Source organism: Falsiroseomonas bella (genome assembly GCF_003173615.1).
In the GTDB taxonomy this organism is placed as follows: Bacteria; Pseudomonadota; Alphaproteobacteria; order Acetobacterales; family Acetobacteraceae; genus Falsiroseomonas; species Falsiroseomonas bella.
This window is the reverse complement of the sequence record NZ_QGNA01000002.1, coordinates 587,563-603,639: the sequence shown is the minus strand read 5'-3', so window position 1 is coordinate 603,639 and position 16,077 is coordinate 587,563. Positions and strand designations below refer to the sequence as shown.

General features: G+C 72.1%; 14 protein-coding genes. 8 read left to right on the top strand and 6 right to left on the bottom strand.

The features are described 5' to 3' along the window. Window positions 1-41: 41 nt before the first annotated feature. On the bottom strand, window positions 42-833 hold the full coding sequence (locus DFH01_RS11110) for an SDR family oxidoreductase (protein WP_109870492.1): 792 nt from the start codon (window positions 831-833) through the stop codon (window positions 42-44). 107 nt (window positions 834-940) lie between these two features. Here DFH01_RS11110 and DFH01_RS11105 point away from each other — a divergent pair, with 107 nt between their 5' ends. The 6 genes from DFH01_RS11105 (at window position 941) to DFH01_RS11080 (ending at window position 8,959) form a co-directional block, all read left to right on the top strand. Next, window positions 941-1,918: a 2-hydroxyacid dehydrogenase gene (locus DFH01_RS11105; RefSeq protein WP_109870491.1), complete on the top strand. Its 978-nt coding sequence runs from the start codon at window positions 941-943 to the stop codon at window positions 1,916-1,918. 230 nt (window positions 1,919-2,148) lie between these two features. Continuing rightward, entirely contained in the window at window positions 2,149-2,409 is a 261-nt protein-coding gene (locus tag DFH01_RS11100; RefSeq protein ID WP_146217038.1) for a hypothetical protein, read from the top strand. Between the two features lie 50 nt (window positions 2,410-2,459). Continuing rightward, window positions 2,460-4,142 carry an ABC transporter permease gene (locus DFH01_RS11095; protein WP_109870489.1) on the top strand — a complete coding sequence of 561 codons (1,683 nt, stop codon included), beginning with the start codon at window positions 2,460-2,462 and terminating at the stop codon, window positions 4,140-4,142. Window positions 4,143-4,206: 64 nt separating this feature from the next. Further along, window positions 4,207-6,480 (top strand): penicillin acylase family protein, encoded by a 2,274-nt coding sequence (locus DFH01_RS11090; protein WP_109870488.1) that lies wholly within the window; start codon window positions 4,207-4,209, stop codon window positions 6,478-6,480. 29 nt (window positions 6,481-6,509) lie between these two features. Then, window positions 6,510-7,976, top strand: a complete 1,467-nt coding sequence (locus DFH01_RS11085; protein ID WP_233256067.1) for a GH3 family acyl-acid amido synthetase — start codon at window positions 6,510-6,512, stop codon at window positions 7,974-7,976. 17 nt (window positions 7,977-7,993) lie between these two features. Then, window positions 7,994-8,959 carry an MBL fold metallo-hydrolase gene (locus tag DFH01_RS11080; RefSeq protein WP_109870486.1) on the top strand — a complete coding sequence of 322 codons (966 nt, stop codon included), beginning with the start codon at window positions 7,994-7,996 and terminating at the stop codon, window positions 8,957-8,959. A 34-nt stretch (window positions 8,960-8,993) separates the two neighbouring features. Here the strand turns inward: DFH01_RS11080 and DFH01_RS11075 are convergent, their stop codons facing one another. Next, on the bottom strand, window positions 8,994-10,061 hold the full coding sequence (locus DFH01_RS11075) for a Fe(3+) ABC transporter substrate-binding protein (RefSeq protein ID WP_109870485.1): 1,068 nt from the start codon (window positions 10,059-10,061) through the stop codon (window positions 8,994-8,996). Window positions 10,062-10,215: 154 nt separating this feature from the next. On the opposite strand from DFH01_RS11075, the gene glsA reads away from it, so the two are divergent. Next, the gene (gene glsA, locus DFH01_RS11070; protein WP_109870484.1) at window positions 10,216-11,202 is read left to right on the top strand and encodes a glutaminase A; all 987 of its coding nucleotides are present in this window, start codon (window positions 10,216-10,218) and stop codon (window positions 11,200-11,202) included. Between the two features lie 4 nt (window positions 11,203-11,206). On the opposite strand, the gene DFH01_RS11065 is transcribed toward glsA, so the two are convergent. Then, a complete protein-coding gene (locus DFH01_RS11065; RefSeq protein ID WP_109870483.1) occupies window positions 11,207-11,989 on the bottom strand; it encodes an HpcH/HpaI aldolase family protein in 783 nt (260 codons plus the stop codon). Window positions 11,990-12,041: 52 nt separating this feature from the next. Next, on the bottom strand, window positions 12,042-12,638 hold the full coding sequence (locus tag DFH01_RS11060) for a hypothetical protein (protein WP_109870482.1): 597 nt from the start codon (window positions 12,636-12,638) through the stop codon (window positions 12,042-12,044). A gap of 208 nt (window positions 12,639-12,846) precedes the next feature. Between DFH01_RS11060 and DFH01_RS11055 the strand changes: the two genes are divergently transcribed. Continuing rightward, on the top strand, window positions 12,847-13,368 hold the full coding sequence (locus DFH01_RS11055) for a DUF1269 domain-containing protein (RefSeq protein WP_109870481.1): 522 nt from the start codon (window positions 12,847-12,849) through the stop codon (window positions 13,366-13,368). Window positions 13,369-13,385: 17 nt separating this feature from the next. Here DFH01_RS11055 and DFH01_RS11050 read toward each other — a convergent pair whose 3' ends face one another. After that, window positions 13,386-14,990: a cisplatin damage response ATP-dependent DNA ligase gene (locus DFH01_RS11050; protein WP_233256066.1), complete on the bottom strand. Its 1,605-nt coding sequence runs from the start codon at window positions 14,988-14,990 to the stop codon at window positions 13,386-13,388. Then, window positions 14,987-16,051: a ligase-associated DNA damage response exonuclease gene (locus tag DFH01_RS11045; RefSeq protein ID WP_233256065.1), complete on the bottom strand. Its 1,065-nt coding sequence runs from the start codon at window positions 16,049-16,051 to the stop codon at window positions 14,987-14,989. The genes DFH01_RS11050 and DFH01_RS11045 overlap by 4 nt, the downstream gene beginning before the upstream one ends. Window positions 16,052-16,077 lie beyond the last annotated feature (26 nt).

The window sequence follows — 16,077 nt, the reverse complement described above, 5'->3', positions numbered from 1 at the left end:
TCGCGCGTCGAGCGGACCGGATCAGACCTTCGGACCAGGCCTCAAAACATGCTGCGGACGCGACCGCCATCCACGCGGATCATGCTGCCGGTGATGTACCCGGCCTGCTCGCTGACCAGGAAGGCGCCGGTCGGGCCGAATTCCGCCGGCGTACCGATGCGCCCGGCCGGGATCTCGTCCGCCATCTTGCCGAGCTCCGCCTCCACCGTGCTGCCGGCCTTCGCCGCGCGCGATTCCGCGTTCTGCACGATGCGGTCCGTCATGATGCTGCCGGGCGCGATGATGTTCATCGTCACGCCGTCCTTGGCCACCTCGCCCGAATAGGTCTTTAGCCAGCCCCAGATCGCCGAGCGCAGCGTGTTGGACAGCGCGAGGTTCGGGATCGGGTGCTGCATGCCGGAGCTGCCGACCACCAGCACGCGCCCCCATTTCCGCTGCCGCATCGCCGGGATCAGCCGGTTCGCGATGCGGATCGGCGAGGCGACGATATGCTCGAACCAGGTGTGCAGCGCGGCGTCCGTGATCTCGGAGGCGATGCAGGGCGGCGGGCCGCCATGGTTCAGCACCAGGATGTCCACGCCGCCGAGCAGGCGCACCGCCTCGTCGGCCAGGTGGTCCATCTGCTCGCCCTTGGCGACATCGGCGACGACGCCATGCGCGGCCGAGGCGCCGGCACCCTTCAGCTCGGCCGCCACCTTGTCGAGCGAGGCCTGGTCGCGCCCGCTGATCACCACCGCGGCGCCTTCCGCCGCCAGCGCATCCGCGATCGAGCGCCCGAGGCCCTTGGAAGCCCCCATCACCAGCGCGCGCTTGCCCTTCAGGCCCAGATCCATCACCGAAACTCCCTTGGCGGATTGGGCGCGACCATGTCCCCGCCCGTCCCGGCTGGCAAGGCGTGCGCCCCCTGCTATCCCTGCCGCACGTCCAGGAGAGACACCCGATGCCGAAGCCCGTCCTGCTGCTGACCCGCAAGCTGCCGGAGCCGATCGAGGCACGCGCCGCGCGCGACTACGCCGCCACGCTGAACAGCGCCGACGACCCCTGGTACCGGGACGGGGCGGAGATCGCGCGCCGCGCCGCGGCGCTCGGCGCGCAGGGCATCCTCTGCGCGGCCGGCGACCCGATGAACGCGGCGACCATCGCCGCCCTGCCCGACAGCGTGCGGATCATCGCCACCTTCTCGGTCGGCTACGACCACATCGACCTCGCCGCGGCGAAGGCGCGTGGCATCGTCGTGACGAACACGCCCGACGTGCTCTCCTTCGCGACCGCCGAATGCGCCTTCACCCTGATGCTGATGGCCGCCCGCCGCGCCGGCGAGGGAGAGCGGATGGTCCGCGCCGGGAAATGGGAAGGCTGGGCGCCGACCCAGCTCATGGGCGTCACGCTGGAAGGCAAGGCGCTCGGCATCGCCGGCTTCGGGCGCATCGGCCGCGAACTGGCGGCGATGGCGCGCGGCTTCCGCATGAAGATCCACTACCGCGACCTGCGGCGCGCCCCGCCCGAGCTCGAGCAGGGCGCGACGTTCCATGACAACGACGAGACGTTCCTGTCTGCTGTCGACGTGCTCTCGATGCACATGCCGGGCGGCGAGGCCACGCGGAAATGGCTGAACGCGGCGCGGCTGGCGCGCATGAAGCCCGGCAGCCTCGTGATCAACACCGGCCGCGGCGGATCCGTGGACGACGCCGCGTTGGTCGAGGCGCTGCGGTCCGGACACATCCGCGCCGCCGGCCTGGATGTGTATGACGGGGAGCCGCGCATCTTCCCGGGCTATCTCGGCCTCGAGAACGTCGCCCTGCTGCCGCATCTCGGCAGCGCCACGATCGAAACGCGCCTTGCGATGGGGGAGCGCGCCCTCGGGAATCTCGATGCCGTGCTGATACACGCAAAAATAGCAAATGACGCACTAACCTGAATGCAAATCCTTACACAATCTGTCCAACTAAAGATTGACATCGCCCGGGTTTGCCACAATTTTTAGGCGCAACACTGGAGCGGCGAGAGCGCGTTTGGCATGCAGGCTGCAATCGACCACCGGATTGGAGCGTAGCTGCCATGCGCCGGGCGGCTCGCATAACGTTGTTCGTCCAGGACCGGGACGGCAAGCTCGATACATACCCTGATCTCGAAGTGTTCCATCTCTTGATGCAGCAGACGCCCCTGGTGAACCGCAACCCGGACGGAAGCAGGACCCTTGTGTTCGACCTCGCGGACCCGATACGCGCGCTCGGCGCCGCCGCGTCGGAGGAACGGGCCGATGCCGAGAGGCTTCGGGCCAAGATCGCCTCCCTCAGCATGGAGGCCCATGCGCTGGGCCTGCCGCTGACGGCGGCGCTGGCCGATTCCGCCGAGCTCGTGGCCGAGGCGGAGCTCGCCGACACCGGGCGCCTGCCGCCGCGCTCCTGATCCTCCCCGCCCGCATGGCCGCCGCCGCGCCGGCGGTGTAGACAGCCGGCATGTCGTTCACGGATGCCGCGGGCCCGTTGCAGCCGGCACCGCGGCCGGTCGCCGCGCCGCGCCGACGCGCCACGCCGATCTGGGCCTGGGCCTCGGTGGCCGTCGCGGCGCTGATCGCCGCGCCCATCCTCGCGCTGCTCGTCACGGCGCTCACTCCGGGCGGCGCCGCCTGGGGGCACCTGCTGCGGACGGAACTGCCGGACCTTCTCGCCAACTCGGTCGCGCTGGCACTGCTGGTGGGCGCCATGACCGCCAGCATGGGCGCCGTCAGCGCGTGGCTCGTCTCCGCCTGCGCATTCCGCGGCCGCGCCGTGCTGGAGGTCGCGCTGCTGCTGCCGCTCGCCATGCCGGCCTATGTCTGCGGCTACGCCTATGTCTGGCTGCTCGACGTGGCCGGACCGGTGCAGTCCGCACTGCGCGCGGCAACCGGGCTGAGCTGGGGCGAATACTGGTTCCCGGAGATCCGCAGCCTGCCCGGTGCGGCGCTGATGCTCGCCGCGGTGCTGTATCCCTATGTCTACCTGCTCTGCCGCGGCGCCTTCCTGACCCAAAGCGTCTGCCTGCTCGAGGCCAGCCGCACGCTCGGCCACGGCCTGCCGCGCACGTTCCTGCATGTCGCCCTGCCCATGGCGCGCCCGGCGCTGGCCGCCGGCGTCGCCCTCGCGCTCATGGAGACGCTGGCGGATTTCGGCACGGTGCAGCACTTCGCCGTGCGCACCTTCACCACCGGCATCTACGATGTCTGGTTCGGCCAGGCCGATCGCCCCGCGGCGGCGCAGCTGGCGGTCTGCCTGATGGGCCTGGTGGCCATGCTGCTGGTGCTGGAGCGGCTGTCGCGCGGCGGGCGCCGCTACCACCCCACCACCACCCGCCATCCGCCGCTTCGCCCCGTGGTGCTGACGGGCTGGAAGCAGGCCGCAGCGATCCTCGCCTGCGCGATGCCGGTGATGCTGGGCTTCGTCGTGCCGGGCGGCACGCTGCTGATGCTGGCGCTGCAGGTCGGCGACCCGCTGGATGCGGGCCGCACCCTGCCCTTCGCGCTGAACAGCCTGACGCTCGCGACCATCACCGCCGGCATCGCGGTGGTGCTGGCCGCGCTGCTCGCCTGGGCGCAGCGGCTGCACCCCTCGCCGCTGCGTGCCGCAGCCAACCGTGTCGCGGCGCTGGGCTACGCCATCCCGGGCTCGGTCATCGCGGTGGGGGCGCTGGTGCCCTTCGCGCTGTTCGACAATGCGCTGGACGCCTGGATGCGCGCGACCTTCGGCTTCTCCACCGGCCTGCTGCTCTCCGGCACCATCGTGGCGCTCGTCTTCGCCTATCTGGTCCGGTTCCTCGGCGTCGCGCTGTCCTCGGTGGAGAGCGGGCTGACGCGCATCAAGCCCTCGCTCTTCGCCGCCGCGCGCGTGCTCGGCCGCCGTCCCGGCCAGGCGGTGCGGGAGGTGGAGCTGCCGCTGGCCCGCGGCGCGCTGCTCACCGCCGCGGTGCTGGTCTTCGTGGACACGATGAAGGAATTGCCGGCGACGCTGATCGTGCGGCCCTTCGACTTCGACACGCTGGCGGTGCGCGTGCACAACCTCGCTTCCGACGAGAGGCTGGCCGAGGCCTCCACCGCCGCGCTGCTGATCGTGCTGGTCGGGCTGCTGCCGGTCGTCGTGCTGGTGCGGGCGATGCGCAAGGGCTGAGCGCCGGGCTGGACGCGGCCCCCCAGCACGCCATCTCTGGCCCGGCACCAGGACGGGACGCGCGATGAGGGGCAGTCGTAAGGCCAGGGCGGCGCTTCTGCTGGCGCTTTCGCTGCTGCCCGGCTGCTCGGCGCTCTCGCCCCGGCAGGCGCCGGTGGACCAGCGCATCGCCGCCATGCCTGTGGCGGGCGCGCCGGTGTCACGCCCGGTCGAGATCCGCTGGAACGACCACATGGTACCCTGGATCACGGCGGAGACCGACGAGGATCTGGCCGTCGCGCTCGGCCTGGTGCACGGGCATCTGCGCGGCGCGCAGGTCATGCTGATGCGCCTGATCGCGCAGGGCCGGCTCTCGGAGGTCGCGGGCCCGCCCACGGCGGATGTGGACCATGCGCTGCGCATCCTCGGCTTCGGCCGCGCGGCGCCGCAGATCGTCGCCGCCTGGCCTCCGGAGACACGGCGCTTCGTCCAGGCCTTCCTGCGCGGCCTGAACCACGCGCTGCGCAACGGGCCGCGCCCGCCGGAGGCCGGCCTGCTCGGACTGGGCGCCGAGGACATCACGGAAGAAGACCTGCTCGCCGTCGGCCGCCTGGCCGGCACCGACATCAACTGGCTGGCCTATCTCTCGCTGCTGCCGCAGCGCGGCCAGCCGGGCTTCGCCGAGCTCTGGGCGCGCACGCGGGAAGCCGGCGGCAATCCGGTCGGCGCGCAGCAGGCCGGGCTGCTGCAGGCGATCCTGGAGGGCACGTCGCGCAGCGGCAGCAACACGGTCGCCGTCGGCGCCGCGCGCAGCGCGACCGGAGGTGCGCTGATCGCCTCCGACCCGCATCTCGGGCTCAACATGCCCAATCTCTGGCTGGTGGTCGGCATGCGCTCGCCGTCCTTCCACGCCGTCGGGCTGATGGTGCCGGGCCTGCCGATCCTCGGCGTCGGGCGCAATCCGCATGTCGCCTGGGGTGGCACCAATCTGCGCGCCGCCTCCTCCGACCTGTTCGACGTGAGCACGCTGCCGCCCGAGGCCTTCCGCACGGAGACGGCGCGCATCCGCCAGCGCCTGTGGTTCACGACGGAGCGCAGCCTGCGCGTCACGCCGCTCGGCCCGGTGATGACGGATGCAGCGCTGCTGCCCGCGAATGGCGCGACGCTCGCGCTGCGCTGGGCCGGGCACAAGCCGACGGACGAGATCACCGCCCTGCTGCGCGCCGCTCGCGCGACCGATGGCGACAGCTTCCGCGACGCCTTCGCGGGCTTCGGCGTCTCGGCGCAGACCATGCTCTGGGCGGACAGCCGGGGCCGCGTCGGCCGCTTCATCGCCGCAACGCTGCCCGACCGTGCTGGCTTTCCCGCGCAGGATTTCGTGCTCGATGCGCGCGATCCGGCCGCGACCGAGGCCTGGGCGAGGCTGCGAGACGCGCGCACCCTGCCGGCCGAGACCGCGCCGACGCAGGGCGCCCTCGCCTCGGCCAACAACCGGCCGCGCTGGGCGGAGCGGCCGGGTGCGCCGCCGCTCGGCTTCTTCTTCTCCGACGACGACCGCGTCCTGCGGCTGGAGCAGCTTCTGGCCGAGACGCTGCGCCACACGCCCGAAAGCATGGCCGCTATCCAGCGTGACATCCGCTCGCCCCGCGCGGCGCTGCTCGCGGCAGGGCTCAATGAACGTCTCGCCGCGCTGCCGGGCGGGCATCCCGCGCCGCGCCTCGCCGCGGCGCTCGCCGGCTGGCAGGGCGACTACGCCGCCGACAGCCGCGCGCCCGTGGCCTTCGAGGCGCTGCTGCGCCACCTGGTGCCGGCCCTGGTGCCGGAAAGCCGGCGCGACGCCACCGGCAATCCGCGCGGCGCCGAGACGCAGTGGAATTTCCTCACCGCCTTCCTGCTGCGCGACCTCGATGCGCTCGATCCCGCCCGGCGCGAGTCGGTGCTGCGCCAAGCGGCGCGCGCCGCGCAGGCGGATCACGACCGGCTGGGCACCTGGGGCGAGATGCACCGGCTGCGTGCCGCGCATTGGCTGGTGAATCTGCCTGCGCTGGGCCGCTTCTTCGTCTATGCGGACTACCCGACCGGCGGCTCGCGCGAGACGCCGATGAAGACAAGCCACGGCCTGATCGGCGATGCGCCGCGGCCGGCCAGTTTCGGCTCCATGGCGCGGCATGTCAGCGACATGGCCGATCCCGACGCCAACTGGTTCACCCTGTGGGGCGGCCAGGATGGGTGGATCGGCTCCGCCGCCTTCATGGACCAGGTGCCGCTCTGGCGCGAGGGCCGCAGCATCCGCGTGCCGCTGCGTCCCGAAAGCGTGGCCGCGGAGTTCCCGCGCGTGAGCCGGATCGTGCCCCGCTGATGCTGGACGGAACGCCGATCCTTAGGCTTTTGTGCCGCGCGCGCGTGGCGCGGATGGAATCGCTCGATGCCGCGGCGGCGCAGGAGGCGCTGTTGCTGCGGCTTCTCCGCACTTCGCGCGCCACGCGCTTCGGCCGCGCGCATGGCTTCGACGCGATCCGCTCGGTCGCCGAGTTCCAGGCGCGTGTGCCGCTCCGCCGCTACGAGGATTTTTGGGCCGACTGGTGGCAGCCGGCCTTTCCGGTGCTGGACGGCGTGAGCTGGCCGGGGCGCATCCCGTATCTCGCGCTCTCCTCCGGCACCACCTCCGGCACCACGAAATACATCCCCGTGACCCGCGCGCAGATGGCTGCGAACCGCGGCGCGGCGCTCGATACGCTGGCCTGGCACCTGCGCGCCCATCCGCGCTCGCGGCCCTTCGCCGGCCTGAGCTTCCTGCTCGGCGGCTCCACCGCGCTGCAGGAACTGGCGCCCGGGGTGCGCGCGGGCGATCTCTCGGGCATCGCCGCCCATGAAGTGCCGCGCATCCTCAGCAGCCGCGCCTGGCCGCCGGAGGACCTCGCCCTGATCCCCGACTGGGACACGAAGCTGGCCGCGCTGGTCGCCCGCGTGCCGCGCGAGGATGTCCGCGTGCTGACCGGCACACCCTCCTGGCTGCTGATGCTGCTGCACCGCATGGCTCAGGACGGTGCGCCGCCTTTCCCGAACCTCGAGTTGCTGATCCATGGCGGCGTCGCCTGGGCGCCCTATCGCGACCGCATCGCGCCCTTCCTGCCGTCCGGCTGTTCCACCCGCGAGGTCTATCCCGCCAGCGAGGGCTTCTGCGCCATCCAGGACCGCGGCGAGGGCGAGGGCATGCGCCTGGTGCTCGACCGCGGCTGCTTCTTCGAGTTCGTGCCGGTCGAGGAGCTCGACGCGCCGGTGCCTACGCGCCACTGGGCCGCCACGGTCGAGACGGGCGTGGACTACGCCCTCGTGCTTTCCAGCAATGCCGGCCTCTTCGCCTACATTCTCGGCGACGTGGTGCGCTTCGTGGAGCGCGCGCCGCCGCGCCTGCTGGTGACGGGCCGCACCGCCTGGATGCTCTCCACCTTCGGCGAGCACGTGACCGGTGAGGAACTGGCGACAGCGCTCGCGACAACCGGAATCCGCTTCGGCGAATGGTGCTGCGGCCCGGAATTCGTGGGCGAACTCGGCCGTCACCGCCTGATCCTGGAAACCGACGCGGCGCCGGACGCCGCCTCGCTGGCGCAGCGCCTGGATGCGGCGCTCGCAGCCGACAACGACGACTACGCCGCGCACCGGAAGGGCGGGCAGATGCTGCCGCCCGCGGTGGACCTCGTCCCGCCCGGCCGCTTCGAGACCTGGATGCGCGCGCAAGGCAAGCTCGGCGGCCAGCACAAGGTGCCGCGGGTCATCGCGGATCCCGCGCGCTTCGCCAGGGCCGCGGCGGCATTGACCTCCGGGGGCGAAGCCGCACCTTCTTCAACGACCTGACGCAACGGGAGAGACTCATGCTCACGCGACGATCGGCGCTCGGCGCCGGCCTGGCCCTGCTGGGGGCGAGCGCCATGCCGGCCCATGCCGCGGCGCCGATGCGCGGCGGCCAGGTGGCGGGCTGGTACCGCTTCAAGCTGGGCGCCTTCGAATGCACGGTGATCTCGGACGGCGCGATCAACCTCGCACCGCCCCACCCGACCTTCGGCGGCAATGTCGCGACGGAGGCCGAGGTCACCGCGGCGCTCCGCGCCGCCTTCCTGCCGACCGACCGCCTGCCGACCTTCGTGAACTGCCTGGTCGTGAACACCGGGCGCGAGCTGGTGCTGCTCGACGCGGGTGTCGGCCCGAAGCCGGCCTTCGGCCCCGGCACCGGCCGCCTGCCGCAGTCCCTCGCCGCTGCCGGCATCGGCCCGGCGGAGGTGGACGTGGTCGCCTTCACCCATGCGCATGCCGACCACAGCTGGGGCATCGCCGACGCCTCGGGCGCCGATGTCTTCCCCAATGCGCGCTTCCTGATGACGGGCGCGGACATCGAGTTCTGGACCGCCGAGTCCAACCTCTCCCTGCCGGAGCCGCTGCGCACCCTCGTCGCCGGTACGCGGGAGGTGGTGCTGCCCCGCCGCGCACGCTTCGCCACGCTCGCGCCGGCCGGCGAGGTGGTGCCCGGCATCCGCGCCGTGCCGACGCATGGCCACACCCTCGGCCATGTCAGCTTCCACATCGAGAGCGAGGGGCAGCGCCTGCTGGTGATGGGCGACGTCGCCAACCATTCGGTGCTGGCGCTGCAGCGTCCCGACTGGCCCTTCGGCTTCGACGCCGATCCCGCCATGGCCGCCGCCACGCGCAGGCGCGTGCTGGACATGGCCGCGACTGAGCGCCTGCAGGTGCTGGGCTATCACTTCCCCTGGCCAGGCCTCGGTCATGTCGAGAGCCGAGGCCAGGGTTTTTCCTTCGTGCCGTCGCCCTGGAACTGGGGCTGACGAAGGGGCGGAGCAGGAATGCTCCGCCTCCCGCTCAGCGCCAGCCGGCGCGCTGCATGATGCGCAGCGCCTCCGGGCTCAGCTCCGCCATGCGCGCCGCGTTCAGCGGGTCCTGGCGGAAATTGCCCAGGCTGCGCAGGAAGGCATGCGGCTGCGCATCGGCGACCACCGGATACTCCATGTTGCCATCCGCGAAGATGGCCTGGGCCGGCGGCGAGGAGAGGTATTCCAGGAAGGCCTGCGCCGCCTCCCTGTTCGGCGCGGTGCGCACCACGCCGGCGCCCGAGATGTTCACATGCGTGCCCCGGTCGCCCTGGTTGGGGAACAGCACCGCCATGCGGTCCGCGATCGCGCGGTCCTCCGCGCGGGCCGAGCGGTGCAGCAGGCCGAGATAGTAGGTGTTGGAGATCGCAAGCCGCCCCTGCCCGGCCGCCACGGCGCGGATCTGGTCGCTGTCGCCGCCCTGCGGCGGGCGGGAGAGATTGGCCGCGATCCCGCGGGCCCAGGCCTCGGTCGCCTCCGGCCCGTTCGCCGCGATCATGCTGGCCGTCCAGCCGATGGAATAGATGTTGGAGGAGGAGCGCGTGGAGACCATGCCGCGGAAATCGGGCTTCGCCAGGTCCTCGTAGCGGGCGAGGCCGGCCGGCAGGCCCTTCGCCTTGTCGTACATCACGACGCGGGCGCGGACGGAGAAGCCGAACCAGGCGCCCTCCGGGTCGCGGAGATGGGCCGGGATGCGCGAATCCAGGGTGGTGGAGCGGATCGGCAGCAGCACGCCCGCGTCCTTCGCCCGCGCCAGGCGGCCCGCATCCACGGTCACGAGCACATCGGCGGGGCTGTTCGCGCCCTCGGCACGGATGCGCTCCAGCAACTGGTCCACATTCGCCTCGATCAGCCGGACGCGGACGCCGCTCTGCCGGGTGAAGCCGTCATAGAGCTCGCGGTCCGTGTCGTAGTGGCGGGAGGAATAGATCGCGAGCGTGCGGTCCTGCGCCTGCCCGAGCCTGGGCAGGAACAGCCCGGCGCCGGCGGCCCCGAGCAGCGCCCGGCGGCCGAGGGCGGTCGGGCGCGAGGCGGGCGGGGCTGAGTTCGTGTGGGTCATGGCGGTCTCCTGAGCGCTGTTGCGGTGACTTATCGCAAATGAGAACCGTTCGCAAGTGGCCCAGCCGCACCCGCTACCGATTGCGTTGACGGGCTTCGCTCGGCTACGCAGGGACCAGGGAGAAACGCGCACGGTTCCAGACAAGGAAGCCGCGATGCGCATGCCTGACCGCCACCCCGCCCAGACCCAGCTGCAGCAGATCCTGGCGCAGACCCATGCCCGGCTTGCCTCGGTGCAGGACGGCGCCGTGGCGAACTACATCCCGGCCCTCGCCGTCGTGCCGCCCGACCTGTTCGGCCTCGCGGTCGCCACCAACGAGGGCAAGGTCGAGGAGGTCGGCGACACCGCCCATCCTTTCACCATCCAGTCCGTCTCGAAGCCCTACGGCTACGCGCTGGCACTGGACCTGCTGGGCCAGGCCGCGGTGCGGCGCGCGGTGGGCGTGCAGCCGATGGCGGAAGCCTTCAACGCCCTGGTGCTGGACCCGGCGCGCAGCCGCCCCTTCAACCCCATGGTGAATGCCGGCGCGATCGCCGTGGCGGGGCTGCTCGGCGATGCGCTCGGCGCCCAGGCCTTCCCCACCCTGCAGGACCGTCTTTCGCGCGCCGCCGGCCGGCCGCTGACGCTCGACCAGGCGGTCTATCACTCGGAAGCGGCGACGGGGCACCGCAACCGCGCGCTCGCGCATCTGCTGCACGGCGCCGGCGTGTTCGGCGTGGCGGCGGAGGAAGCGGTGGACATCTATTTCCGCCAGTGCTCGCTTTCCGTCACCGCGCGCGACCTGGCGCTGATGGGCGCGACGCTCGCCAATGTCGGCACCAACCCGGTGACCGGCGCCGAGGTGTTCGGGGTGGAGGCGGTGCGGGACACGCTCTCCGTCATGTTCACCTGCGGCCTCTATGACGGCGCCGGCGACTGGGCCTGCCGCGTCGGCGTGCCGGCGAAGAGCGGCGTCGGCGGCGGCCTGCTGGCAGTGGTGAACCGCCAGCTCGGCATCGGCGTGTTCAGCCCGCGGCTCGATGCCGCGGGCAACCCGCTCCGCGGCCTGCTGGCCTGCGAGGCGCTGGCCGAGGAGCTCGGCCTGCACCTGTTCGAGCCGAGCAACCCCGGCTCCACGCTGCTGCGCGCGCTGGCCGGCTGACCCGCTATCCGAGGCCGCGCAGGAATTTCGCGCGCGCGGTGGCGCCGGCCATGAGGAAGGCGTGGTCGGAGCCCGAGAGGATGAAGCGGGCACCGAGCCGGATGTAGTCGGGCGCGACCTTCTCGTCATAGACGCCGCCCATGCCCATCACCTTGCCATGCTTCGCGCAGGCGGCGGCGACGGTCTCATAGGCGCGGCGCACATCCGGGTGGCCGAACTGGCCGGCGATGCCCATGGTCGCCGTCAAATCGGAAGTGCCGATCAGCAGCACGTCCACCCCCGGCACGGCGGCGATGGCATCGGCATTCGCAACCGATTCGGGCGTTTCCACCATGCAGACGACCAGGATCTCGGCATTGAGCTCGGCCTGGGCCTTGGCCGGGTCCACCGCCGCCAGGCCATAGGCGAAGGGCGGGCCACCCCAGCTGCGCATGCCCGTGGGCGGGAAGCGGTAGGCCTGCACCACCGCCCGCGCCTCCTCCGGCGTGTCCACATGCGGCACCACCACGCCCATCGCACCGTTGTCCAGGCAGCGCGTGCCCTCCGACAGCGCATCCTTGCAGACGCGCACGATCGGCGTGACGCCCTGGCTCAGCGCGGCGATGGAGATGCGCGTGGCGTCGTCCACGCTCATCGCGCCGTGCTCCATGTCGATGAACAGCCAGTCGAAGCCGCTGGCCGCCGCGATCATGCCGACGGCGCTGCCGCGCAGGTTGTGCACGCCGAAGCCGAGCGCGAGCCCGCCCTCCTCGAGGCGCTTGCGGACCTGGTTCGGGACGATGGGCATGGCGCGCTTCCTCGCTGTGGCGCCGGGAGGGCACCACCGCGAAGGGCGCGGGTCAATGCGCCGGGCGCAGCCGCCGGTAGTAGAGGACGGCGCCGCCGACCAGCACCACCAGGCTGAGCCCGACCAGCAGCAGCACGACGTTCTCGTCCAGCCAGGCGATCACCGGGATCGCGAGCGCCAGCAGCACGCCCGTGGCGCAGATCGCCGCCGACCAGGCATGCACGCCGGCCACGAAGGTTCCCATCGCCAGCAGGCTCAGCAGCATCAGCCCGACCGCGTTGTCGTTGAGCACGCCCCGGACCTCGGGCGTGAGCATCACGTACATGGCGACGAGGAAGGCCAGCCAGTGCAGCGCCTGGGTGACGACCAGCCGGGTGCGCATGCGCTCTGCCGATGCGCGGGCCCAGCCATGCCAGAGGCAGGCCGCGAAATAGGCCGGCACCAGGGCGATCCACACCCAGAACACGCCGCCGCCCGGCTGGTCCGCCGCGGGGCGCGCCAGGCTGGTGTAGGCGATGCCGAGCAGCGCCGCGACCACCATGGCCAGATGCACCAGCGCGGTGCGGCGCCAGTTGGACGCGGCCGGCTCGGCCATGGCTGGCGGCGCGGGCGCGGCCGGCCGCTGCGTCTCTGCCCCGACCTCGCTCATGCTCCCGTGCCTCCCCAGCTCTGCCCCGGCGCAGCCTTGGGGCGCGCAAGCCTAATGCGCGCCGGCGCGCGCCGCCAACCGCCGCCAACCGCCGCGCCGCGAAAGGGACGCTCCGCACAATTTGGATGCAGCCGGGCCTGCGCCGCCGCCGCCGGCCGTGCTTTGCTGCCGGCAGCCGCGCTGCCCGCGCGGCAAGAGGAGGCAGGACATGGCGGACCTTGTGGTCATCAGTTTCCCGACCGAGAAGCAGGCCGAGGACATGCGCAGCAAGCTGATCGGCCTGCAGCGCGAATACCTGATCGAGCTCGGCGACGCGGTGGTCGCGGTGAAGCAGCCGAATGGCGAGGTGAAGCTGAACCAGCTGTTCAGCCCGACGCTCGCCGGCGCCGCGGGCGGCACGCTCTGGGGCACGCTGATCGGGCTGATCTTCCTGATGCCGCTGGCCGGTGCGGCGATCGGCGCGGCTTCAGGCGCGCTCAGCGGCAAGCTCACCGATGTCGGCATCAACGACCAATTCATGAAGGACGTGGCGAAGGAGCTGCACGCCGGCAACGCCGCGCTGTTCCTGCTGATCCGCAAGGTCACGGCGGACAAGGTGCTGCCGGCGCTCGAAGGCTCGGGCGGCACGCTGATGCGCAGCTCCTTCGACGAGACGAAGGAAGCGAAGATCCGCGAGGCGCTGGCCTCGGCACACGCGGCCATCGCCGAGAGCGGCGCGAAGCCGGCCTGAACCGTGGGCGCGGCGCCCTATTCCTCCGCCGCGCCGACGATCATCCGCTCCAGCGTGTCGAGCCGGTCGGCCTCCGCCGCCGGCTTGTCGCGCCGGATGCGGGCGATGCGCGGGAAGCGCAGCGCGACGCCCGATTTGTGGCGCGTGCTGCGCTGCGCCGCATCGAACTCCACCTCCATCACCAGCCCCTTCTCCACCTCCCGCACCGGACCGAAGCGCGCCGTGGTGTTGTTGCGGATCCAGCGATCCAGCCAGAGCAGCTCCTGGTCGGTGTAGCCGGAATAGGCCTTGCCGACCGGCACCAGCTCCTCGCCGCCCTGCCCGTCCGGCCGCCACAGGCCGAAGGTGTAGTCGGAATAGTAGCTGCTGCGCTTGCCGTGGCCGCGCTGCGCATACATCAGCACCGCATCCACGCTGAGCGGCGCGCGCTTCCACTTCCACCACAGCCCCTTCACGCGCCCGGCGACATAGGCGCTGTCGGCGCGCTTGATCATCAGCCCCTCGATCGCCGCCTCCCGCGCACCGGCCCGGATTTCCTCAAGTTGCGGCACGCTGTCGAAGGGCACCATCTCGGAGAGGTCCATGCGCGCGGGCCGCGTGCGCGCGAACCAGTCCTCGAGCCGCGCACGGCGCGCATCGAAGGGCAACGTGCGCAGATCCTCCTCGCCCTCGAACAGCATGTCGTAGAGCCGCACCGCCACAGGGTATTGCGCCATCATCCGCGCCGAGACGAGCTTGCGGTTCAGCCGCTGCTGCAGGTCCGCGAAAGGCGCGACCTCCCCGTCGCGCATCACCAGCAGCTCGCCATCCACGACGGCCCGGAAATCCATCGCCTCGACGATCTCGGGGAAGCTGCCCGAGATGTCCTCCGCCCCGCGAGACCAGATGCGCTGGCCTCCCGCGGTCGCCGAGAGCTGCACGCGGATGCCGTCCCATTTCCACTCCGCGCGATGCGTCGCGGGGTCGAGCGTGCCGAGATCCGCCTCCTCCAGCGGATGCGCCAGCATCAGCGGGCGGAAGACCGGCGCGTCGCGCGGATCGGGCCGCGGTCCCTGCCCTTCCAGCCAGGCAAACAGCGGACGATAGGGCGGCTCCAGCCCGTGCCAGACCTCCTCGATTGCATCCACCTCCTGCCCGGACCACTCGGCGAGCGCGGTCTTGGCGAGGCGGGCGGAGACGCCGACGCGAAGCCCGCCGGTGACGAGCTTGATCAGCGCGAAGCGCCCATTGGCATCCAGCGTGTCGAGCCAGCCCGCGATCATCGCCGGCAGCTCCGCCTTGGGCGTCACCTCCATGCATTCGACCACTTCGGCGAGGCCCGGCGGCGGCGCGTTCACGCCCTCCCGCTGCGGCCAGATCAGCGCGACCGTCTCGGCGAAATCGCCGACATAGTCGTGGCTGAGCGCCAGCAGCGTCGGGTCGGTGCGCTCCGCAACCAGGTCGCGCACCAGCGCGGGCTTTGCCGCGCGGAGCGTGAGTTCCCCGGTCAGCGCCGCCAGCCCGATGCCCCGATCCGGGTCCGGCGACGAAGCAAAATACTGGCGCAGCAGAGAGAGCTTGGCGTTGCGGCCCGGCGTGAAGACGAGCCGCTCCAGGAGCGACGCGAAGGCGGGCAGGCTCATGCGCCGTCCGCCGCGGCAGGCGCGGCCTCGGGCTCCTCGTCCTCCTCGCCGCGACCGACCAGGTGCAGCGCGCGGCCGCGCACGCCGCGCTGCGCCAGGGCATGGCACAGCGCATCCTCCCGCCCATGCGTCACCCAGATCTCGGGCGCCTGCACTTCCTCCGCGGTTTGCAGCAGTTCCGCCCAGTCGGCGTGGTCGGAGACGATCAGCGGCAGTTCCACCCCCTTCGCCTTCGCCCGCTGCCGCACCCGCATCCAGCCGGAGGCGGCGCAGACCACCGGCTCGGCCAGGCGCCGCACCCAGGGCGTCGCCTCGGCGCCCGAGGGCGCCAGCACGATCTCGCCCGCCAGCTGCCCGCTGGCGCCGCGCTTGCGCTCCATCGGCACAGGCCGGAGGTCGCCGAGCTTCGCGCCCAGCTCCTCATACAGCGCGCAGAGCGCCATCAGCCCGCCATGCAGCCAGATCGGCCGGTCCCAGCCGGCTTCCCGCAGCAGCCGGATCAGCCGCTGGCACTTGCCCAGCGCATAGACGCCGATCAGATGCGCGCGGTCCGGGAACAGCCGCACGCTCTCCAGCAGCCGGGCGACCTCCTGCTCGGCGGGGGGGTGGCGGAACACCGGCAGGGCGAAGGTGGCCTCGGTGACGAAGACGTCGCAGGGCACCGGCTCGAAGGCCGCGCAGCTCGGGTCGCGACGGCGCTTGTAATCGCCGGAGATCACGATGCGGCTGCCTTGCCAGTCCAGCACGACCTGCGCCGAGCCCAGCACATGGCCGGCCGGCACCAGCCGGATGCCGACGCCGTTGCGCGTGATGGCCTCGCCCGGCGCCAGCGCCTGCTGCACGCGCCCAGCGCGATCCTCGCCGAGCCGCGCGCGCATGATCGCCAGGGTCTCGGGCGTCGCCAGCACCGCGCCGTGGTCGGGGCGGGCATGGTCGGAATGGCCATGCGTGATCACCGCCCGCGGCACGGCCCGCGGCGGGTCCACGAAGAAGTCGCCCGGCTCGCAGTAGAGGCCCTGCGGCGTCACGCGCATCCAGCTGGCGGGGTGGGGGGCTGTCATCTCGGCTCGCCGGCACGATGTGGGGC

Coding starts and splice junctions, on each gene's coding strand:
- glsA (WP_109870484.1), top strand. CDS start 10,216: ATGCGCATGCCTGACCGCCACCCCGCCCAGACCCAGCTGCAGCAGATC.
- DFH01_RS11105 (WP_109870491.1), top strand. CDS start 941: ATGCCGAAGCCCGTCCTGCTGCTGACCCGCAAGCTGCCGGAGCCGATC.
- DFH01_RS11065 (WP_109870483.1), bottom strand. CDS start 11,989: ATGCCCATCGTCCCGAACCAGGTCCGCAAGCGCCTCGAGGAGGGCGGG.
- DFH01_RS11080 (WP_109870486.1), top strand. CDS start 7,994: ATGCTCACGCGACGATCGGCGCTCGGCGCCGGCCTGGCCCTGCTGGGG.
- DFH01_RS11095 (WP_109870489.1), top strand. CDS start 2,460: ATGTCGTTCACGGATGCCGCGGGCCCGTTGCAGCCGGCACCGCGGCCG.
- DFH01_RS11050 (WP_233256066.1), bottom strand. CDS start 14,990: ATGAGCCTGCCCGCCTTCGCGTCGCTCCTGGAGCGGCTCGTCTTCACG.
- DFH01_RS11075 (WP_109870485.1), bottom strand. CDS start 10,061: ATGACCCACACGAACTCAGCCCCGCCCGCCTCGCGCCCGACCGCCCTC.
- DFH01_RS11090 (WP_109870488.1), top strand. CDS start 4,207: ATGAGGGGCAGTCGTAAGGCCAGGGCGGCGCTTCTGCTGGCGCTTTCG.
- DFH01_RS11045 (WP_233256065.1), bottom strand. CDS start 16,051: ATGACAGCCCCCCACCCCGCCAGCTGGATGCGCGTGACGCCGCAGGGC.
- DFH01_RS11100 (WP_146217038.1), top strand. CDS start 2,149: ATGCAGCAGACGCCCCTGGTGAACCGCAACCCGGACGGAAGCAGGACC.
- DFH01_RS11110 (WP_109870492.1), bottom strand. CDS start 833: ATGGATCTGGGCCTGAAGGGCAAGCGCGCGCTGGTGATGGGGGCTTCC.
- DFH01_RS11060 (WP_109870482.1), bottom strand. CDS start 12,638: ATGAGCGAGGTCGGGGCAGAGACGCAGCGGCCGGCCGCGCCCGCGCCG.
- DFH01_RS11055 (WP_109870481.1), top strand. CDS start 12,847: ATGGCGGACCTTGTGGTCATCAGTTTCCCGACCGAGAAGCAGGCCGAG.